The 19827-nt window shown below is 71.1% G+C and carries 16 protein-coding genes, 1 tRNA gene and 1 pseudogene; 8 read left to right on the forward strand and 10 right to left on the reverse strand.

Annotation, left to right across the window (positions count from 1 at the left end; all coding sequences use genetic code 11):
• Positions 1–192 precede the first annotated feature (192 nt).
• Together FNV62_RS28530 and FNV62_RS28535 are read left to right on the forward strand one after the other, a co-directional pair.
• Positions 193–1752 (forward strand): alpha/beta hydrolase, encoded by a 1560-nt coding sequence (locus FNV62_RS28530; RefSeq protein ID WP_097285655.1) that lies wholly within the window; start codon positions 193–195, stop codon positions 1750–1752.
• 107 nt (positions 1753–1859) lie between these two features.
• A tRNA-Thr gene (locus FNV62_RS28535) sits at positions 1860–1933 on the forward strand.
• Between the two features lie 590 nt (positions 1934–2523).
• On the opposite strand, the gene FNV62_RS28540 is transcribed toward FNV62_RS28535, so the two are convergent.
• The 5 genes and pseudogenes from FNV62_RS28540 to FNV62_RS28560 form a co-directional block, all read right to left on the reverse strand.
• A complete protein-coding gene (locus tag FNV62_RS28540) occupies positions 2524–3954 on the reverse strand; it encodes a phytoene desaturase family protein (protein ID WP_143627559.1) in 1431 nt (476 codons plus the stop codon).
• Positions 3951–5933, reverse strand: a complete 1983-nt coding sequence (locus tag FNV62_RS28545; RefSeq protein WP_164331778.1) for a protease pro-enzyme activation domain-containing protein — start codon at positions 5931–5933, stop codon at positions 3951–3953. Before FNV62_RS28545 ends, FNV62_RS28540 begins: the two co-directional genes overlap by 4 nt.
• A 183-nt stretch (positions 5934–6116) precedes the next feature.
• A complete protein-coding gene (locus FNV62_RS28550; protein WP_143602477.1) occupies positions 6117–7322 on the reverse strand; it encodes a M23 family metallopeptidase in 1206 nt (401 codons plus the stop codon).
• The gene (locus FNV62_RS28555) at positions 7315–7965 is read right to left on the reverse strand and encodes an HTTM domain-containing protein (protein WP_143627561.1); all 651 of its coding nucleotides are present in this window, start codon (positions 7963–7965) and stop codon (positions 7315–7317) included. Before FNV62_RS28555 ends, FNV62_RS28550 begins: the two co-directional genes overlap by 8 nt.
• Positions 7966–8414: 449 nt before the next feature.
• Positions 8415–8896, reverse strand: a pseudogene (locus FNV62_RS28560) (transposase); the annotation flags it as partial.
• Positions 8897–9211: 315 nt separating this feature from the next.
• Between FNV62_RS28560 and FNV62_RS28565 the strand changes: the two are divergent.
• Positions 9212–11077, forward strand: a complete 1866-nt coding sequence (locus tag FNV62_RS28565) for a hypothetical protein (protein WP_143627563.1) — start codon at positions 9212–9214, stop codon at positions 11075–11077.
• Between the two features lie 127 nt (positions 11078–11204).
• Here FNV62_RS28565 and FNV62_RS28570 read toward each other — a convergent pair whose 3' ends face one another.
• Both FNV62_RS28570 and FNV62_RS28575 read right to left on the reverse strand, forming a co-directional pair.
• Positions 11205–13208 (reverse strand): FtsX-like permease family protein, encoded by a 2004-nt coding sequence (locus FNV62_RS28570; RefSeq protein WP_143627565.1) that lies wholly within the window; start codon positions 13206–13208, stop codon positions 11205–11207.
• A complete protein-coding gene (locus tag FNV62_RS28575) occupies positions 13205–13942 on the reverse strand; it encodes an ABC transporter ATP-binding protein (RefSeq protein WP_143627567.1) in 738 nt (245 codons plus the stop codon). The genes FNV62_RS28570 and FNV62_RS28575 overlap by 4 nt, the downstream gene beginning before the upstream one ends.
• Before the next feature lie 224 nt (positions 13943–14166).
• On the opposite strand from FNV62_RS28575, the gene FNV62_RS28580 reads away from it, so the two are divergent.
• Positions 14167–15357 (forward strand): sensor histidine kinase, encoded by a 1191-nt coding sequence (locus FNV62_RS28580; RefSeq protein WP_225900409.1) that lies wholly within the window; start codon positions 14167–14169, stop codon positions 15355–15357.
• On the forward strand, positions 15354–16076 hold the full coding sequence (locus FNV62_RS28585; RefSeq protein WP_143627569.1) for a response regulator: 723 nt from the start codon (positions 15354–15356) through the stop codon (positions 16074–16076). Before FNV62_RS28580 ends, FNV62_RS28585 begins: the two co-directional genes overlap by 4 nt.
• 75 nt (positions 16077–16151) lie before the next feature.
• Here FNV62_RS28585 and FNV62_RS28590 read toward each other — a convergent pair whose 3' ends face one another.
• Entirely contained in the window at positions 16152–16490 is a 339-nt protein-coding gene (locus FNV62_RS28590) for a DUF4333 domain-containing protein (protein WP_143627571.1), read from the reverse strand.
• Between the two features lie 207 nt (positions 16491–16697).
• Here FNV62_RS28590 and FNV62_RS28595 point away from each other — a divergent pair, with 207 nt between their 5' ends.
• The 3 genes from FNV62_RS28595 to FNV62_RS28605 all read left to right on the forward strand — a co-directional run bounded on the left by FNV62_RS28595 (position 16698) and on the right by FNV62_RS28605 (position 18393).
• A complete protein-coding gene (locus FNV62_RS28595) occupies positions 16698–16952 on the forward strand; it encodes a hypothetical protein (protein WP_143608850.1) in 255 nt (84 codons plus the stop codon).
• Between the two features lie 49 nt (positions 16953–17001).
• Positions 17002–17232 (forward strand): hypothetical protein, encoded by a 231-nt coding sequence (locus tag FNV62_RS54695; RefSeq protein ID WP_179858241.1) that lies wholly within the window; start codon positions 17002–17004, stop codon positions 17230–17232.
• A gap of 249 nt (positions 17233–17481) precedes the next feature.
• Positions 17482–18393, forward strand: a complete 912-nt coding sequence (locus FNV62_RS28605) for a DUF2690 domain-containing protein (protein WP_054237447.1) — start codon at positions 17482–17484, stop codon at positions 18391–18393.
• 15 nt (positions 18394–18408) lie between these two features.
• Here the strand turns inward: FNV62_RS28605 and FNV62_RS28610 are convergent, their stop codons facing one another.
• Positions 18409–19320, reverse strand: coding sequence for a hypothetical protein (locus FNV62_RS28610; RefSeq protein WP_143627575.1), 912 nt, complete (start codon positions 19318–19320; stop codon positions 18409–18411).
• An 88-nt stretch (positions 19321–19408) separates the two neighbouring features.
• Positions 19409–19807: a hypothetical protein gene (locus tag FNV62_RS28615; RefSeq protein WP_054237449.1), complete on the reverse strand. Its 399-nt coding sequence runs from the start codon at positions 19805–19807 to the stop codon at positions 19409–19411.
• Positions 19808–19827: the final 20 nt, after the last annotated feature.

The following is a 19827-nucleotide window of genomic DNA, read 5'->3' on the forward strand; positions in this document are numbered from 1 at the left end:
AGGCGAGGTGTGGGGAGCAGGAGTTGAGTCGCCGTGTTGACGACATCACTCGTACGAGGCACATGGACGACTGTTGGTGATCACGGCGTCGCGCAGGGTTACGCTCGCGAGATGTACTCCAGGTACTTCAGGCGCACCCCTCGGCCGCCCCGGTCCCGTCGGCCGAACCGACCCCGCGGTGCGATCCGCGCGATGCGCACCGTCCGTGCGGGCGGCGTGCTGCTCGCCGCCACCACGCTGCTCGTCTCCGCCTGCTCCACGGGGAGTTCGACCAGGACGGCCACGACGTCGGCGGACGCGGTGCTGGCGGCGCTGCCCCGCGCCACACCCTCCACGCTGTCGTCGTACTACGACCAGAAGCTGACCTGGCGCAGCTGCGGCGCCTCCGGCTTCGAGTGCGCCACGATGAAGGCGCCGCTCGACTACGCGAAACCGGCCTCGGGCGACGTCAAACTGGCCGTGGCCCGCAAGAAGGCCACCGGCCCCGGCAAGCGCATCGGCTCGCTGCTGGTCAACCCGGGCGGACCGGGCGGCTCGGCGGTGGGCTACCTGCAGTCGTACGCGGGGATCGGCTACCCCGCGGAGGTCCGCGCCCGCTACGACATGGTCGCGGTCGACCCGCGCGGGGTGGCTCGCAGCGAGCCCGTCGAGTGCCTCACCGGCCCCCAGATGGACACGTACACGGAGACGGACGTCACCCCCGACGACAAGAAGGAAACGGGTGAACTGGTCGACGCGTACAAGAAGTTCGCCGAGGGCTGCGGCCGGCACTCGCCGAACCTGCTGCGGCACGTCTCCACGGTCGAGGCGGCCCGGGACATGGACATCCTGCGCGCGGTCCTGGGCGACCAGAAGCTGAACTACGTGGGGGCGTCGTACGGGACGCTCCTCGGGGCGACGTACGCGGGCCTGTTCCCGGACCGGGTGGGCCGCATGGTCCTGGACGGCGCGATGGACCCGTCCCTGTCCGCACGCAAGCTCAACCGGGACCAGACGGCGGGCTTCGAGACGGCGTTCCAGTCCTTCGCGAAGGACTGCGTGCGCCAGAGCGACTGCCCGCTGGGCGGCCCGGGCACGAGCCCGGACCAGGTCGGCAAGAACCTCAGCGCCTTCTTCAAGCAGCTCGACGCGAAGCCGATCCCGACAGGCGACGCGGGCGGCCGCAAGCTCGGCGAGGCGCTCGCGACCACGGGTGTGATCGCGGCGATGTACGACCAGGCGGCGTGGCCGCAGCTGCGCCAGGCGCTCACCGCGGCGATGAAGGACAAGGACGGCGCGGGCCTGCTCGCCCTCTCCGACAGCTATTACGAGCGCGACGCCGACGGCAAGTACGCGAACCTCATGTTCGCCAACGCGGCTGTGAACTGCCTCGACCTCCCGGCCGCCTTCTCCACGCCCGAGCAGGTGGAGAAGGACCTCCCCGCCTTCGAGAAGGCGTCCCCCGTCTTCGGTGACGGTCTGGCCTGGGCCTCTCTGAACTGCGCGTACTGGCCCGTGCGGCCCACCGGCGAGCCGCACCGCATCGAGGCGAAGGGCGCGGGCCCGATCCTCGTGGTCGGCACCACCCGGGACCCGGCCACCCCCTACGCCTGGGCCGAGTCCCTCGCCTCCCAGCTCTCCTCCGGTGTCCTCCTCACCTACGTCGGCGACGGACACACCGCGTACGGCCGCGGGAGCGTCTGCATCGACTCCACGATCGACCGCTACCTCCTCCAGGGCACCCCTCCCGCAAAGGGAAAGCGCTGCGCATAGCCCTCCCACACGCCCCGGAACCGGTCCTCCCGGGGCGTGTACGGAGCACCCCCGGGAACTGTGTAGACTTACCGACGTTGCTGATCGCACCATAGTGTGGACAGCGCGCCGCCTTAGCTCAGATGGCCAGAGCAACGCACTCGTAATGCGTAGGTCTCGGGTTCGAATCCCGAAGGCGGCTCTGTAGAAGCCCCAGGATTCTCACTCGCCGTGAACTGGGGCTTTTGCTTTTCCTTGATCGACTCACGGTCTACACCACTGCCCTGACAGGCCCCAACTATGGCCGGATGGGAACGGAGCCGCAGCCGGACCGTTCCCGGGGCGCTACGCCGCCGCCGGTTCGCCTTCGTCGTCGTCCTCTTCCGCCTCCTGCTCGGCTGAGTCCGGACGGTCCTTCGCTTCCTCGTCTGCGAGCCGGCGCCGTGTCGCCCGTCATGCAACCGGACCGGCGGCAGGCCAGACTGTCCCACCAGACGGTCCCAGCGGTCGGAGAAGACCTGCGGGTGGTACTGCTCGCCGTTCTGTACGGGCTGGTCCCGCAGATCAGCCCGAGCAGCCTCTGTTTCCAGGTCAGGATGCTGCTGACGGACGGCCGTTGGGAACGTGATGGGAACGGAAGAACCGGTAAGCCCCGTGAATGATTCCACGAGCCCCCGCCAACGTCACCGGGTCTGACCTGCTGGAACGGTGAAATGAAGGATGATCGGGGAAGCCCGGGGGTGCGGTCTGGCGAGCTCTTCGTCCACACGGATCGGTCCGCCGCCAGGCAGCTCAGACGGCCACGGTCAGTCCGAGTTTCCGTAGCGCCGATCTCGCGGCGTTGTGCCCGCACATGCCGTGTACGCCCGCCCCCGGCGGCGTCGCCGCCGAGCAGAGATAGACGCCGGGGATTCCCGTGGCGTATGGATCAGGTGCCAGGCGCGGGCGAAACGCGAGAGAGGCGAGGGAGTTGGCGCCGTTGAGGATGTCCCCGCCGACGTAGTTGGGGTTGTACGCCTCGAGCGCGGCCGGGGAGCGGGCGGTCAGGCCGATGACGCGGTCGCGCAGTCCGGGGGCGTACTGCTCGATGCGCTCCAGGACGGTGGCCGTCGCGTCCCCGTCGTAGCCGTGCGGGACGTGTGCGTACGCCCAGACGGGGTGGACGTCGCCGGCCGAGCGCCCGGGGTCGGCGAGGTACTGCTGGGCGACCAGTACGAAGGGATTCCGGGGCATCCGACCGAGGGAGACCGCCTGTTCGGCCTCCGCGATCTCCTCCGCGGTTCCGCCGAGGTGAACGGTGCCCGCCGTGCGGCACACCTCGGCACGCCAGGGAACGCCTCCCTCCACCGCCAGGTCGACCTTGTACGCGGCGGGCCCGTGCCGGTAGCGGGTGTACGCGCGCCGGACGCGGGCGGGAAGACGCGGACCGCACACCCTCGCCGCCTCGCGGGGAGCCAGGTCGAGCAGGACCGTGCGGGCGGGGGGAAGGTCCCGCAGGGAACGCACGGGGGTGCCCGTTTCGATGGTGCCGCCGAGTTCGACGAGACGAGCGGCGAGCGCATCGGCGATGGCCCCCGAACCCCCGCGGGCGACGGGCCAGCCATGGCGGTGCGCGGCGGCGGTGAGCATGAGTCCGATGGCGGAGCTGCCCGGGCCGGTGAGTGGGCTCAGCGCATGGGCGGCGACCCCCGCGAACAGGGCCCGGGCCGATTGCCCGCGCCATCGGCGCAGGGTCCACTGCGCCGGTTGGGCCGCCAGCAGCCCGAACGCTCCCGTGCGGACGGGGTGGCGGGGCAGCGCCGCCAAGGGGCGCATGAGGTCTTCGCTCAGGGCGTCGTAGTGCGCGGTCAGGGGCGCGAACAGCCGACGCCAAGCCGGGCCGTCGGCGCCGAGGCCGCGTACGGTCGCGTCCAGGTCGCGCTGGAGTACGGCCGCCCGACCGCCATCGAGGGGGTGGGCGAGGTCGGTCTCGGCGTACTCCCAGCGCAGTCCGTGGCGGTCCAGGCCGAGGGTGCGCAGGTAGGGCGATGCGACGGCCATGGGATGCACCGCTGCGCAGTGGTCGTGGAGCAGGCCGGGCACGGTGACCTCGCCGCTGCGGGTGCCGCCGCCGATGGTGGCCGCGGCCTCCAGGACGGTCACGGAGAGGCCCGCCTGGGCGAGCGTGACGGCGCCGGCGAGGCCGTTGGGCCCCGCTCCCACGACGAAGGCGTCGACGGTCACTTCAGCGTGCCCTTGGTGTGCTGGAACCAGCGCAGGTAGCCGGTGTCGGGGGAGCCGAGACCGGTGGCGTCGTCGTAGCCGCGGCGGGCCTGGAGTCCAAAGTCGTGGCCGAGGGTGTAGAGGAGATAGCGCTGTGCGCCCGTGGACGTGTCGACGGCGGGGCCCTCGTCGCGTACCACGGTGAGAGGTTGCGCGCCGGCGTTCGCGGGCCGGTCGGTGACGTCGTGGAAGACGTGGGCGCGGGTCCGGGCAAGGGCGTACAGGAGCGGGTTGGCGAAGCCGAGCCGGTGTCCGGAGGCTTGTTGCGCGTCGGCCTGCACGGCGGCGAAGGCGGGCGCGGCCGCGGACGTGCCGCCGAATCCGACGAGGTGGTAGGCCCCGGCGTCCGTGAGTCCGACGAGGACGGGCAGTGCCCCGTCGCCTTCGAGCGCCACGTCGGGCGTCGTGCGGTGTGCGGTGCCGCCGGGGACGCTGCCGCGCTGGTACCAGGGCTGCGGGAAGTCGCTCGCACCCCCTCCGCCGCCGAAGGCGAAGACACCGGGGACGGGCCCCCACGCCTTGCCTTTGTCGGTGAGAACGGACAGCCCGTCACCCATGCTGGTCTCCCAGGCGTAGTCGCCGTGCCGGTCGAGGGCGAGGGTGGTGCCGCCGACCGAGGTGACCCACGGGGAGCCGCTGGGGAAGTCGGCCTGGGCCCGGGTGGTCTTCGGATCGCAGTTGACGCCGGTCTGGGCGGCCTCGGGCGAGGAGTCGCCGCAGTCCCCCGCGGCGAAGTAGACGCCGATGCCCTCGGCGGCGGCCTGCTCGAACAGCAGGTTCCAGGCGGCTATGAGGGTGGGGGTGAGGTGCCCGGGACTGGAGTGGATGATCTCGGCCCAGGAGTTGGAGATGACGTCCGCCCGGCGGCCGTCGATGATGTACGACTCGGCGTCCATCAGGTCGTTGTCGAGGCAGGAGTTCGCACCGACGTAGAGGACGTTCGCGTCCGGGGCGAGGCCGTGGGCGAGGTCGATGTCGAGAGCCTGTTCGCCGGCCCAGGTACGCGGGGACGCGCACGCGTCGTCGATGTGCCAGTCGCCGGGAGTGACGTGCCGGCGGTACTGGCCCGGCCGGAAGGCGTGATCGCCGGTGGCCCGGGCGTAGCGGTCGGCGTCGGCGAGCATGTCGGGTGATCCGTAGGCGTCCACGACGGCGATGGTGGAGCCGCGCCCGGTGGCACCCTTGGCGCCCGTGCCGTAGGCGTGGCGGAGCTGGGCGGGGGTGTAGGGGCACGGTGCGTACGTGGCGGTCCTGCCGTACGCCTTGGGTAGACCTGTGGCGGGCTTCTCCCCGAAGTGACCGGAGCAGACGGCGTCGTCGGCGGGTACGTCGAGAGCCGGCGCGGGGGTCGACAGGGGGTGGGCCGCTGCGGGGGTGGACAGGCCGGACACGCCGAGCACGGTGGCGCCGAGGGAGGCGGGCACACTCAGGTCGCCGGCGGGGGCGTCGCTCGTGCCGCGGCCGGTGCGATAGCCGTGCAGGCTCGTGCCGAAGGCCTGCCGGACGGCGCGGGCGGGCCCCTCGATCCCCAGATAGTGGGAGGTTCGGCCGGTGACGGTGAATCCGGACCCGCCCAGCCATGCCGTGAGGGTCCGGATCTGACGGTCCGTCGGGCCGAAGTGCCGTTGGTATTCCGCCGGGGTGAGGTAGTGCCGGTAGTGCGGGCTGCGGGGGTCGCTGATGTCGCGCAGGAGCGCCGCGAGCCCTTGCGGGTCACGGGAGTTGAGGTAGAGACGCGCGCTGACGTGACTACCGGCGGGGACGGGGCCGGTGTCGGCGGTCCGCGTCGCGTATGCGGGCCGGGATCCCACGAGAGGGTGCCGGTCGGCCGCGTGGGCGGCGGGAAGGGAGCCGGCGGTGCCGAGCAGCGTGGCGCAGGCAGCCGCGACGACGGAGCCGCGCAGGCGACGCAGCGGGCGTATGGGGGCATGGAGAGGCACGGGATGCAGACCTTTTGGTGTGGGGGCGCCGGACGGCGCGCAGAGCAGAACGAGGGGGCGCGGCACGGACGTCTCGCCGTACCGGCCCGGTGGCTGCTGAACTGAAGAGGATGCCTAGGTCCTGTCGTCAGATTCCCGTCGTCCGCCCGGGTCGCGGGGCAGACGGGAATGTGACGACAGGGCCTAGGTGCGGACGGTCCGGCCCCGGGACAGCGGGCCCGAGACTCCCTGGAACTCCAGGTCGAGGCCGAGGCCGTCGCGCTCGGCGTGGAGGTGCAGGTGCGGCTCGCTGCTGTTGCCGGAGTTCCCGACCTCGCCGAGCACCTGCCCGACGCGCACGGGGTCGCCGGTGCTCACGGTCACGGTGCCGGGGCGCAGATGGGCGAGCTTGACGATCTCGGCGCCCGTGTCGATCCACACGTGGTTGCCGTACAGGGGTTGGTAGCGGACGGCGCCGGGTTCTTGGTCGTCGATGTGATCGGCGGCGGAGACGACCGTACCGTCGCAGGGTGCGTGCACGGGCTGCCCGTAGATGAGGTAGCGCTCGTTCTTGCCGTGCGTGCCCTGGGTGCGGGCGCGGTGACGCCCGCGCGTCCCGCCCGGGCCGGCCTGGACCACGTCCAGGGCGCCGCGTTGCTCGGGGACGGCGAAGTGATGGTTGAGGCTGCGTCCGCCTCCTTGCCCCACGTACCAACTGCCGCCCTGCAAGGGGAAGACGAGGGGCTGGGAGACGGCCGTCCCCCAGCGGTGACGCCGTGCCCGCATCAGGAGTACGCCGAGGACGGCGACCAGTGCGGCCCCCACGACCAGTTCGGGGGCACCGCCCGACGTGGGCAGCCCGGGCAGTCGCCAGGCGGAGGCGAGGGCGACGAGCGCCCCGGCCTCCAGCGGTCGGCGTATCCACCACGGAAACAGGGCCGGGGCACGCCAGCCCTCCACGACCAGGTATCCGGCCCCGACGATCAGCAGGCGGCCGCACCAGGCGATCCGGGAGGGGGCCTCCCAGCAGGCGTCGATGCGCACGACGAACAGCAGCACCAGCACGGTCCAGGCCAGAGCCGGGCGCACCCAGTTGGTGCGCAGGCGTTCCGGGCGGTGTGCGCCGGGGGCGATCAGGAGCCCGTCCAGCTCATGGCCGTCCCTGGTGGCGGCGAAGGCGAGGGCCCGCCCCCGGGTGCCTTCGATCACCAGTCCGTCGCGGCTGTCGCGCACGCCGGTGACCTCGCCGATCCGTCCGAGCGTGGTGTCCACGATCTCGTCGAGCCGCTCCCGGCCCACGGCGGCGACCACGCGCGGTGCCAGGCGTTCCCGGTCGGCGGGCTCGGCGGTGAGGAACCGGTACAGGGCGTCCGGCGCGGCGTTCGCCGCTTCGTCGGTCGTATCACGCATCGGCCGTACCGTCCTGTCCCGCCGTCATGGCCACCGGGGTCATGACGCGCGCGGGCAGCGGTGACCAACTCCCGCCCAGTACACCTTCCTTGACGGACCGGAAGCGCCGCGCGAGTGACCGGTAGTCCTCGTCGCGCAGGCAGGTGCAGTCCGCGCCGATCATCAGTAGCCCGAAGCACACCAGGCCCATGCAGGCGATGATGCCCAGGTGCATGCCCTCCAGGGCCACCGTGTTGGCCTTCCGGATCCACGGGCGAGCGGACAGGATCGCGAAGGGCAGCGCCAGCTCGATGAAGATCGTGAAGTAGCAGAGGGCGGTACCCACGAAGGCGTTGTTCATCAGGTGCGCGTACGTGGCCGACATCTCGAAGCCGGTGATCCGGCTGATGTAGTACATCGCCACGCCGTCCTGCCACACCTTCCCGGTGATCTTCCAGTAGCCGGCGGTGAAGTACAGCACCGCGGTCTGGAAGACGATGAGAAAGGCGGCGAGGTTGTGCAGCACGGTGGAGGTCGTCGGCCGTTCGTCCGCGCGCATCCGCGCCCGCCGCCGCTTGGCGCCGGGCGCGAAGTAGGCGTTGGAGACGGTGAAGACCATGAACAGGATGACGATCTGGGCGAGGTTGTCGCCGCCTTCGAGCACATCCTGGTTCCGGGCTCTGCCTCTGCGTCGGGGCGCCGTGACGAGTCGCGTCGGCGCGCCACCAGAGTGGTACCGGTGACCACCAGGCCGATCGCCACGACCTTCGCGGCCTGGTAGATCAGTGAAGGGCTGGAGCTGGACCGGCCCAGGAACCCCCACAGGAGCAGACCGAGTCCAGAGAGCATCAAGAGGAAGCCGCCGACCGGGCCCGCCCAACTCCCAGGAGACGCCGCTAACTCGTGCTCCGTGTCAGGTTCTTCATGTTCATCAGCTGTCATGGCTCGCACGTTAACAAGTTCCCGGTCCGCGGTCGTTTGGGGCGCGGGCCAGGACGCGCAGGCTGTGCACGAGGGACCTCGGCGGCCTGTCGTGCCCGCCACCTCATGGACCGGTGCGGGCGATCTGGTTAGGGGCGAGGCTTGGTGTTGTGTGAATGCCGAATTCGTGTCTCAGCGCGGAACGGGCGCCCAGGTAACCGGACATTCCGTGCACGCCAGGTCCTGGCGGTGCCGTTTGCCCTCGGCTTTCTTCCGCTCGTAACAGGCCCTGGGCGCCGGGTCGGACAGCGAGGCGAACGCGGCCAGGAAGAGCGCCCGTTTGAGGTGTTCGCTGCCTCTGCGGGACGGACTCTCGCCGCGGATCGAGGACCCGGATCTCCTGGTCACCGGGACCAAGCCCGCGTAGGCGGCGAAGTGTCCGGCGGTGTGGAATGCGGTGCCGTCGCCGACGTCGATGAGGATTCTGGCTCCGGTCCTGACGCCTGTCCCCGGCATCGACGTCAGCAGATTCGAAAGAGGGTGGGCCCCCAGCAGGGACCTGATGGTGGCGCGAGTTCCCTGCGCTGGTCGAGCAGCGCGGTGAGGTTCGTCGCGAGCTTGGGGACGATGACCGCGGCGGCCTCAGTCCCGGGGACCACGACGGTCTGCGAGGACGATCCCGACCATGTACCGGACGCACCGCCCGACTGGGCATGAGCGGTTGTCGTCGAGTGCCCTGACACCGGTGGACCGCTCTGGGAAGGGTTCTTAACAGCCATGCAGGCAGGCGCAGTTGAGGCCTTCGGCCGGTTCCGTAAACCCTGTTGCTCCTGTGTCGGGGGCAGGCGCTAGAGTCCGATGTGTTGCGTGATGTTCACAGCAGCCATACAAAAAGCGCGGCCGGCCTCCGGATTTCCGGGGCAGCGGGGCCGCGCCATTCCCGTGGGGGGAATCCAGCAGTGAGAACACGCTCTTTGGGGTCGGCGGCCGTGTCCGCCGCACTGGGCGCCGCGCTCCTCGCCGCGCCGGCGCTGGCGTACGGGGCCGACGGTGGCACGTCCGGGCAGGACCCGGTGGCCACCGCGACCACGAATCCGACGGTTGATCCGACGGCTGATCCGACGGCGACGGACATGCCCACCAGCGCCGCGTCCGGCACTCCTTCGGACACCCCGTCCCCGTCCAGCCCGCCCATCGGTGAACCGTCGGACACCCCGACCTCTGCCGATCCGACCCCGTCCGATCCGACCCCGTCCGACACGCCCTCCGGCGGCCCGACGCCTGCCCCGAGCAGTAGCGCGCCTGCCGACGGCACCGGCGCCCCGGTGTTCGGCAGCGTCGGCTCCGACCCTTCCGACGCCGGCTTCCTGACGGTCGCCGTCTCCTCCGATTCGGCGGTCACCGAGGTGTCCGCCGACCTGACCGAGCTGCGTGGCGCGGCCCCGGCGACCGTCGCCGTCACCGGCTTCACGCTCGTATCCGGCACGCCGCAGGACGGCGTCTGGCGCTCGCCGCGCATGTCGCAACTGCCGTCGTACGGCAGCTACGACGTGACGGTCAGCGCCCAGGACAGCGACGGCGACAGCACCTCGTCGGCGCACGCCACCACCGTGGACGTCGAGCCGAAGCCGGTCTTCGCCGACCGCAGCATCAGCCCCGCCGCGCTGGACGTGGAGCACACGCACGTCACGCTCAGCGGCCGCATCTCGCTCTTCGACCCGATCACCGGCGACACCTCGCCGCTGGCCGGCAAGCAGCTGAGCGTTGTGGCCGAGAACGGCTTCAGCGCCGTCACCGCCGCCGACGGCAGCTACGCGATCGACGTGGCACCGAAGCTGAACGGCCTGAACGCCACGTCCGTGCCGGTCTTCCTCTCCTTCTGGATCGCCAACCCCGACGGCACGAGCACCTATGTCCTCGTCGACAGCAAGACGCTGCCGGTCGTGGTCAGCCCGAGCCGGATTCGGCTGGACCACTCCAGCGTGCGGATCAAGTTCGGTGCCAAGGTGACCTCGTCCGGTGTCGTGGAGTACCTGTACGACGGCACCTGGCGTCCGGCCAAGGGCGTCGCGCTCGAAATGGGCTACTACGCCAAGGCGACCAGCGGTACCGGCGGGCGCTTCACGCTCACCTACCCGTACATCCCTTACGACGACAGCACATTCACGGTCGAGACCAGCCTGGACAGCTACCTGGCCGACCCGTATCTGACCGCCTCGCACGCGCAGTTCAAGGTCGATGTCATCAACCGGACGAACATCTGCTTCTGTTCGAGCTGGATCGACGAGTACTCCGACCTGCACATCCAGGGCAGCATGAGCGCCAGCAACGGCAAGGTGCCGCCGAACCGGAAGCTGTACGTCCAGCAGTCGGCCGACGGCAAGACCGGCTGGAAGTCGCTCGGCTGGTTCACCACGAAGTCCGACGGCACCTTCAACCTCGACGGGTACGTCTCGGTGCCGAAGGGCTACTGGCGGCTGTACTCGGAGGGGTCCTCGGACTACCAGCCCGGCTACTCCAACTCCGTACACTTCAACCGCACCGCCACCCGGATCACCGGCTTCAACGCCGGTCCCGAGCCGGTGCGCAAGGGCCACACCGTGACCACCACCGGCACCTTGCAGAAGCTGAGCGGCACGAAGTGGGTGGCGTTCGGCAAGCAGCGCGTCTACATCCTCTTCCAGGCCAAGGGCAAGAAGTCCTGGACGAGCCTGGGCTCCGTCAAGGCCGACTCGCGCGGCCACTTCACCGCCCGCTTCACCGCGAAGCAGGACGGCACCTGGGTCGGGGTCTACCTCGCGTCCGGCTCCTACGTGGACGCCGAGAGCTACCACGACTACGTGGACGTGCGCTGAGCAGCCTGTTCTGACGACCACCACGAAGGGCGCCCCGGGAACCCCCGGGGCGCCGACGGGGCCTTCCTGGGGCCAGGACGGGGCCGGGAGGACTTCTTCCTGGGGCGGCTCGTCGAAGAGGCACGCTTCAGTCCGGGCGTGGGCCCGCGTCTCTCACCACCTCGCGGAGCAGCGGGCGGCTTGCCGCGCTCGCGGCGGCCAGGCCGGTGAAGCCCAGGGCCAGGCAGGCGGCGAGGAGGGTGCCGCCGCGGGCGTCCAGGTGTGGGGTGCCCCCGGCGAATGTCAGGGGTGCCGCGCAGAACAGGCCGGTGAGCACCGCGCCGCCCGCGAGCACCACGCCGGGCAGCAGCGACTCCGTACGCCTGGCCGCGTCCAGGACCCGCAGCGGGGTGCCCGCCAGATGCAGCAGGCCATATGCGCGGCGGCGGTCCAGGACGGACGAGGCGGCCGTGATGCCCGTCGAGGCGATGGCGATGGTGAAGCTCGCGCCGAGCACGGCCAACGTCGAGAGGTGGAAGTCGTGGTCGAACTGCCGTGACTGCCAGTCGACGTCCGTGCCGGTGATCGGGTACTGGCCGGGTACGAGGCCGGTGAGTGCGGCGCGCGCCGCGTCGAGCCGGGCCGGGTCCGCGATGGTCGCGGTGACCTGGCGTTCGGCGCCGGTGCCTGTGCCAGTGGCGACCCAGGCGGTGTTCGTGCCGACGGTGGCGTCGATGTGCGCGTGCTTCAGGCGGGCGTCGGTTTGTTGCCGTACGGCGGCGACGCGCTCCTTCGGTACGGACAGCGAGAGTTGGTCGGGGCTGCTCCAGGGCGAGCCGCCGGCGATGCTGAACAGGGCGAAGAAACCGGCCACGAAGCCCGCCAGCGTCAGCCCGGACACCGCGCGCCACACGGACTTGGGGTCGTCGAGCAGCCGACGCCCCGCCAGGAGCGTCGTGGGGCGTCGTGCCAGACCCGTGACGAGGCCGCCGAGCACGCCGACCGCCCAGGGGCCGATGACGGACAGCGCGGCGAAGACAGCGGCGCAGCAGTACACCACCGTGTTGATGTCCGCCCCCTTGTCCTTGGAGATCTGCCAGTAGCCGATCAGCACGGCGACGAACAGCAGGGCGCGTACGGCCTTGATACGGGGAGCGGAGGATCGGCGTACGACTCCCAGCGGGCCCACGACCACCTGCCGCAGCCCGGCCAGCGCGCTGACCGTCACCATCAGCACCACGCCGGCGAGCACGGCGAGCAGCACGGGTGCGCCCACCCACAGGTCGGAGGCGTACCAACTGCCGCCTGCCACGGGGACCTTGGCCGAGAGGGGCAGCAGTGCCGCGTAGCCCAGCGCGCCCGCGAGGGCCCCGGCCGCACCGGTCAGCGCCGCCTCGGCCGCCGCCATCCCCGCGATCCGCCCCGGCGCGGCACCCACCAACCGCAGCATGGCCAGCCGCGAGTCGCGGCGTGAGACGGACAGGCGGGCGGACGAGGCGCCGAGCACCAGCAGCGGCACGATCACCAGGAGCGTGGCGAGCTTCGTCAGGTCCTGGTACTGGGAGGCGATGCCGTCCGTCGTGCGCGTTCCCGTGAAGTCCGCGACGGGTGTGGGGGTCACGATGTCGCCCGGGCGGCGGGGGTCGGTACCGCGCTTCGTCGTCATCGCCGGGTCGTCGGCCCGGTGTCCGACGACTGCCACCTTCTCGCCGGGTCTGGCCAGTGCGGCGCGGCCGAGGGTGCCCGTGGTGGTGGCCCTGCCCGGCAGTTTGCCGAGTGCCGGTGAGGTCCATACCTCGCCGGGTGCGGGGAAGCGCGGCATGCCGGGAGGTGCGGGTGCCCTGCCTTGCTTGCCCGGCAGTGCGGCGACGTCGATGACGGTGACGGGTTCGCCGTCGATGAAAGCGGTGCTCACCGCTTGTACGGCCATCGCTTGCGAGAGTCCGGCCTCGGCGGGGGTGCGCCAGTCGGCGTGCGCGGCGCGTTCGCCGAAGCCGAGGTTGGCACCGACGCACAGGAACAGCAGCGTGGTGCAGAGTGCCGAGGCGGCGACGGAGAGTCCCACGCCGAGATTGCCGTGCCGCCCACCGCCCCGCAGCAGTCGCCAGGTCAGGGTCCAGGTCGTACGGTCCAGAATCCGCGTCGCCCTCATCGCGTGACTCCGGCGGTACCGGCGCCGACGGAGCCGGAGACCGACGGGCCCGTCCCTCGTACGATCCGCCCGTCCCGTACCTGCACCGTGCGGTCGCACCACCGGGCGACCGACTGGTCGTGGGTGACCACGACCAGCGCGGCGTTCTGCGCCCTGGTGACCTCCACCAGCATCCGGATCACCTCCTGCCCCGTCGTCTGGTCGAGGGCGCCCGTCGGTTCGTCGGCGAAGACGACCTGGGCGCCCGCGACCAGCGCCCGTGCGATGGCCACCCGCTGGGCCTGGCCGCCGGACAGTTGGCCGGGGCGGCTGTCCTCCTTGCCCTCCAGGCCCAGTGGCGCGAACCACTGGCGTGCGTTCCGCTCGGCCTCGCGGCGGGTCATCCCGCCGAGCATCAGCGGGAGGGCCACGTTCTCCACCGCCGGCAGTTCGGGCAGCAACTGCCCGAACTGGAAGACGAATCCGAAACGGGTACGGCGCAGTTCGCTGCGGTCCGGCTCGCGCAACTGGTCTATGCGCTCGCCGTCCAGCAGGACCTGGCCGCTGTCCGGGCGCTCGATGTTCGCGAGGCAGTGCAGCAGCGTCGACTTGCCCGACCCCGAGGGGCCCATGACGGCCACGGACTCGCCCGCGCCGACGGCGATGTCCACCGCGTCGAGCGCGCGGGTGGATCCGAAGGACTTGGACAGCCCGATGCCGTTCAGCACGGGCGGAGTTGAGGCGGTGGGGTTCATGTGCTCCAACATCGGGCCGGGGCACGGTGCTTCGCCTCGGCCGACCGACCGGTTCGACATGGCCGCGTCGTCCTTTCGGCCGAGGTCGTACGACAAGAGCCGCCCCTACGCTGCCAGGTGTGCGAGACCGAGACCTGAGAGACGTGCGTGACGTGCGTGACGCGCGAAATATGCGAGACGTGCGACACGCGCGTGATCGAGACGATCAGACGCCCCTTTCCCGGTTGTCCCGCCGCACCGCCCTCACCGCGCTGACGGTGGTCATGGCGCTGCTGTGGCTGCTCGACGCGGCCGGTATCGAGGGCACCGCCGGACTCGAAGGGAACAGTGTCTGGTGGAGGGCGGTGCCGGGCCTCGTGGCAGCCGTCGCGCTGCTGCTGCCGGGCAGGCCTCCGGCGCTGACCTGGGGCGCGGGTGCCGCGGTGCTCGCCTCCTGGGTGACGACGCTGGCCCTTCTCACGTCCGTGACACCGACGTTCGCCGGCTGGGGCCTGCTGGAGACGCTGTGCCTGCTGCTCCTGCTGGTACGCGCGGCGAAGGACATGGCGCAGCCTTGGCCGGCCGCCGCGCTGAGCACCGCACTCGGCGTCGCCGTCATCGCGGCACCGATGCGGCTGGACGAGGGCGGCGTCGTCTTCTCCTTCCTCCTGACCTTCCCCACGGGCGGCGCCGTCGGCCTCGGCTGCTATCTGCGCAGCCTCGACGAGCGCAGAAGGCGTGCCGTCGCCGACACCCGCCAGAGTGAACGCCTGGAACTCGCCCGCGAACTGCACGACTTCGTCGCCCACCACGTCACGGGCATCGTCGTCCAGGCCCAGGCCGCCCGCGCGATCCGCGACATCGCGCCCGAGCAGGTGGACCCGCTGCTGCGCAGTATCGAGCAGGCCGGGTCCGAGACCCTGCAGTCGATGCGCAAGCTGGTCCGTGTGCTGCGCGAGGACGACGCACGGGCGGTGCGTCCTGGGGATCTCTTCGCCGAACTGGGCGAGCTGGTCGCCGCGTTCGCCGAACGCGACGCCCCCGCCACCCTCCAGGTCGCGGCCGAGGCCCGGCAGGCGCGGCCCGACCCCGAGGTGGAGACCTCCGTGCGGAACGTCGTGCGCGAGGGTCTGACGAACGTACGCCGCCACGCGGCGGGTTCACCGTCCGTCTCCGTACGGGTCGGCCTGTCGGGCGGCGACGCGGGGGCGGGGGTCCGGCGGCTTCGAGTGGAGGTGCACAACGCGCCGTCGCCGCGGCAGACGGCGCCGAACGCCGAACCTCTCGGCGGACGTGGCGGTCTCGGTCTCGTCGGGCTGACGGAACGTACGGAGGCCGTCGGCGGAACTCTGCACGCGAGCCGGGCCGAGGACGGGGGTTGGAGGCTGACGGCGGAGTTCCCCCTGCGCGGCGCTGTGACAGGATCCCCCGCATGACCGACGCCAGCGGATCCAGCGGATCCAGCGGATCCAGCGGATCCAGCGGTTCAGCGAGACGCATCCGGGTCCTGATAGCCGACGACCAGGAAATGGTGCGCACCGGCTTCCGGCTGATTCTCCAGACACAGCCCGACATCGAGGTCGTGGGCGAGGCGGCCGACGGTGCGGAGTGTGTGGAGCTGGCCAGGAAGCTGCGCCCCGACGTATGCCTCGTCGACATCCGGATGCCGAAACTCGACGGCCTTGAGGTGACCCGGCTGCTCGCGGGCCCGAAGGCCGTCGACCCGTTGCGCGTGGTGGTCGTGACCACCTTCGACCAGGACGACTACGTCTACGGGGCGCTGCACGGCGGTGCCTGCGGGTTCCTGCTGAAGGACGCGGGCCCCGGGCTGCTGGTGGAGGCCGTGCGCGCGGCGTCGCGCGGCGACGCGCTGGTCTCGCCCGCCGTGACCGTACGGCTCCTGGAGCGGATCGGCGAGCAGCGGCCCGCTGCCGCCCGGGCGGAGGTCGCCTCAAGTCCTTTGACAGGGCGGGAACTTGATGTGGTCCGGCTGGTCGCCGACGGGCGGACCAACCAGGAGATCTGCGAGGAACTCTTCGTCTCGCTCTCCACCGTCAAGACCCATATGGCGAGCATCCAGGCCAAGTTGAAGCTGCGGAACCGGGTGGAGATCGCCGCCTGGGCATGGCGCTGCGGCGTGGTCGGCGACCGCTGATCCGGTCCCCGCGCCACGCCGCTTCTCGGTCTCCCACTTGTTCTGCTTCGGCCCTTGTTCCGCTTCGACCTTCTTCTACTTCGACAGGCCGTAGTCGAAGCTCACCCTGTCGCCCTTCACTCCGGTCACGGAGATCAGCATCGTCTTGCTCTCGCCCTTGAAGACAGCGGTGCACTCCACGGTGTCGTCCATCTTCGGGCGCAGCCCCCGCGGGCAGCTCACGGACTGTGGCCCGTCCTGGACGAAGGGGATGGCGTAGTTCTCCTTGGCCAGCTTCTCGACCTCGGTGCGCGGCACCGTGTGATCCGTTCCGCTCGCGGTGGCGACCGAGGAGTTGTCGAACACGCTCCATGCCACCACGACGCCTCCCGCCAGTACTGCGGCCACGGCCAGGGCAATGACGATGCGCTTCATGGGGTGCTCCTCGGTTCGCGTGGTGGCCGGTCCCTACCGGCTGCTGTCCTCAGAGCCTCCTCCCGCGCCCACTCCCGCCGCCTCGGCCCAACGGCCGGTTGCCAGCGCCAGCCTCGGCCGAAAGAACGAGGACCGTTCGCCGTCCGAGTCATGGGGCGACCTTACGGGTGGGCAGTCGGCGCTCGCCTACGTCGACGCAGTGTGCTGGTGCCGGCCTCCATGCTGGGCGTCCTCGTGGTCACCGCGGTGGTGATGCAGTTGGGGCGCGGGGAGACCATGACGGTCAACCCCGCGGGCATGAAGGCGCAGGGCATCGACCCCGACAACGTCGGCGAGTTCAGCCTGGGGCTGACGTTGGAGTACGGAAAGCCCGGACTACGCCCCCTGGTCGCGATTCCTGCGTCCGCTGGCCTGGATCTGGCCGGTTCTGATCTGGTCCCGCCTGGGCACTCAGCGCCATGAGTCCGGAGTCGAGGCCATCCTCGGCGCCTATCCCGCGGCGCGCAGCCGGATGGCCGCGGAGTGGGGAGCCGGCTTCCTGCTCACGGTCGTCGCGGGCATCGGCCCCGCGGTGCGCATGGTCACCGGATCCGACACCCAGGGCCTGGTCCACTGGTTCCTCGGGGCGCTCTTCATCTCCTCCTTCGCGCTTGTCCTCGGCACGCTCAGCCGGACTCACCGCCTGTTCCAGTTCGCCTATCTGCCCCTGTGGTACGGCACGGTCGACGGGATCGCGGCGTGACCGGCAGGGGCCTTCGCCGTAACGGGAGGAGGCATGGAGCGGGTGGCCCGGGAGTCTGACCTCGCGGGGTCGGCGTGTCGCCCGACAGAAGGGCATTTATGGCGAACCTCTGTGCGATATGCTTCGCGCGATTCTCAGGAACCGTGGAGCACCGGGACTGGGGGCGGGGGGCTTGTTTCTTGGTGCCGCGGTTTCACCGTGCCCTCGTCCATGTGCGGGCTCTGCCTATGGAGTGTGGGGCGGGGGACGATGGCCTTCGGGCATTTCTCTCAGGGGCAGCCGCCGGAAGACCCGGTCGAAGCGCTGCGTGCGGAACTGCTCGCGGTCAAGCAGGCCTCAGGACTCAGCTATGCCAGGTTGGGTGCGCGTACGCACTACGCGAAGTCCTCCTGGGAGCGCTGGGTCAACGGCAAGCAGTTCCCTCCGCGTGCGGCTGTCGAAAGCCTGGCCGCGGCCCTGGAACTGGATCCCGAGCGGCTGCTGGCCCTGTGGGAGCGGGCCGACGAGGCTCGCGCGGACGCGACCGGTGCCGACGAGGGCGGTGTTGGGGACTCGGCGAACGGTGCCGGGGAACCGGAGGAGCCGGGGCACGGAGCAGGAGGCGCCGCTGTAGCGGAGGCCGACACCTCCGCGACTCCTCGGCAGCGGCCGGCCGGCCGTCGGCGGCTGTTGTTCGTGGGCGCGGCCTGCCTCCTGGGCGCCGCGGTGTCCGTTGCCGCGGTACTCGCCACCGGCGGGGACTCCCACGACGCCCCCGCCGCGTCCAAGGCCGCCGCCGCGACCGGGTCCGCTCAGCCGCCGACCCCGCAGTGCAGGGCGGCGGGCTGCGGTGGCAAGGACCCGGCGGCCACGCACTGCGGCCTGGACGGGCAGACGCTGACGCTGACCAGGAACAAGGACATCGTCATCGAACTCCGCTACAGCAAGGCCTGTGCCGCCGCCTGGGGACGCATCACGTACGCCAGCAAGAGCGCGATCGTCGACGCGGACAACTCGGCGGGCGACAGCTTCGCCACGCCCGTGCACTGGGGCAACGACGTCTACTCACCGATGGTCGCCGTCACGGGGAGGATGACCGCGTGGGCCTGTGGGACGCAGCCGAACGGCGGTGCCCGCGAGTGCACCCGTCACATGCCGGTGCCCGGCACTCCCCAGGGGTGAGGTTCTCTCAGGGGGTCAGGGGGCCGGGAAGGAGATGCGGATGTCGTAACGCCGCTCCAGGTCCCGGACGGTGCGCGGCAGTGTCGTACGTACCTTCTCGACCTCCCCGCGGTGTTCCTCGCGGAACTTGTCCCTGAGGCGTTCGCGGAGCGGTTCGCGGGTGTCCTCGACCGGTTTCATGCAGGTCGCGTACAGGGCTCCCAGGGAACGGTCCGTGTCCCCGGCCTGCAGACGCCGGTCGACGAGGTCGAAGAAGGCGCTCTCGTCCTTGGCCGGTGTCCTGTGTCCGGCCAGGCAGCGCCCGAACTCGCCGAACGCGGACCTCACTTCGGGAGCGGAGTTCAGGGAGGCGACCTCCTGCCACCACTGTGTCTGCAGTCGCAGGTACGACGTCCGGAAGTCGTTGCCGACGGCCGAGCCCCGGGTCAGGCACGTGCGCTGCGCGGCGTCGGGTCCCGCGGGCGCCGCGGTGGCCGGAGAGCCGTCCCTGGGGGTCGCGGCGGCGCCGTCGGGGACGGGAACGCCGTTGAAGCCGTGCCGGGCTATGAAGTCCAGGTCGGGGACGGCGGAGTAGCGGAGGAAGCTGACGGGCGGCTGAGGCGGCATCGACGCGTCGTGGGACGCGAGGCACTGGCGGGTCGCCTTGTCGGCGGCCAGCCGGCCGAGCGCGTCCAGGCCCTGCGCCCACCGGGTGTCCGCGCCCGTCACGGGCAGCACCAGGTCGGTGATGTCCGTCGGTATCGCGTGTGTCACGGCGACGCGCTGAGCCGCCGGGGCGGAGTGCCCGGACACGGGTGCGGTCGCGGACGAGGGGGACCGGCCGTCCTGGCCGCTCGCGCAGGCGCTCAGCGCGGCCAGCGCGAGTCCCAGGAACAGCACCCGGGCCGGCCAACGGGCGGCGCGCACGTGAGGGTCGGGGTGGGACATGGTCGGCGTACCTCCGGAACCGGGGTGGGTGCTTCCGTGCCCGGCTGCCGTACGGGCGGCCGGGCACGAGAGGGACGAGCGGCTGACGTCAGTGCGCGATCGTCACCGCGCCACCGATGTTGTTGTAGGCGGCCACGCCGAACTCCCGGCCACCCGTGAGGTCGCTCACCAGGACGTACTTGTCGACCGCGTACGTCCCGTTCGGGATCCACACGTACCCGCGCGAGCCGAAGGTCCAGTTGCCGGACGAGTTGACGTACATGCCGGCGTAGTAGTCGCCCGAATCACCGCCGGGGGCACTGGCCATGACGACGTTGAGGTCGTGGCAGCCGCTGGTGGACGACTTGTATGCGGTGTTCCAGTACGAGCGGTATCCGGTGTTGAGGCTGGTCCGCACGCACGAGTCGGCCGACGCGGCCGGCGCGAGCGCGAGCACGGACGTGGCGGCGGCACCTGCGATGGCCAGGGTGGCCAGAGCCTTCTTCATCAGGTCGTTCCTTCGAGTCG

It is taken from the genome of Streptomyces sp. RLB3-17 (genome assembly GCF_007113425.2).
GTDB classification, from domain to species: Bacteria; Actinomycetota; Actinomycetes; order Streptomycetales; family Streptomycetaceae; genus Streptomyces; species Streptomyces mirabilis_D.

Excerpts from the sequence above, each read along its gene's own strand:
- FNV62_RS28530 (WP_097285655.1), top strand. The coding sequence starts at position 193 with ATGCGCACCGTCCGTGCGGGCGGCGTGCTGCTCGCCGCCACCACGCTG.
- FNV62_RS28550 (WP_143602477.1), bottom strand. The coding sequence starts at position 7,322 with ATGCGTGATACGACCGACGAAGCGGCGAACGCCGCGCCGGACGCCCTG.
- FNV62_RS28570 (WP_143627565.1), bottom strand. The coding sequence starts at position 13,208 with ATGAGGGCGACGCGGATTCTGGACCGTACGACCTGGACCCTGACCTGG.
- FNV62_RS28575 (WP_143627567.1), bottom strand. The coding sequence starts at position 13,942 with ATGAACCCCACCGCCTCAACTCCGCCCGTGCTGAACGGCATCGGGCTG.
- FNV62_RS28585 (WP_143627569.1), top strand. The coding sequence starts at position 15,354 with ATGACCGACGCCAGCGGATCCAGCGGATCCAGCGGATCCAGCGGATCC.
- FNV62_RS28590 (WP_143627571.1), bottom strand. The coding sequence starts at position 16,490 with ATGAAGCGCATCGTCATTGCCCTGGCCGTGGCCGCAGTACTGGCGGGA.
- FNV62_RS54695 (WP_179858241.1), top strand. The coding sequence starts at position 17,002 with ATGGCCGCGGAGTGGGGAGCCGGCTTCCTGCTCACGGTCGTCGCGGGC.
- FNV62_RS28605 (WP_054237447.1), top strand. The coding sequence starts at position 17,482 with ATGGCCTTCGGGCATTTCTCTCAGGGGCAGCCGCCGGAAGACCCGGTC.
- FNV62_RS28610 (WP_143627575.1), bottom strand. The coding sequence starts at position 19,320 with ATGTCCCACCCCGACCCTCACGTGCGCGCCGCCCGTTGGCCGGCCCGG.
- FNV62_RS28615 (WP_054237449.1), bottom strand. The coding sequence starts at position 19,807 with ATGAAGAAGGCTCTGGCCACCCTGGCCATCGCAGGTGCCGCCGCCACG.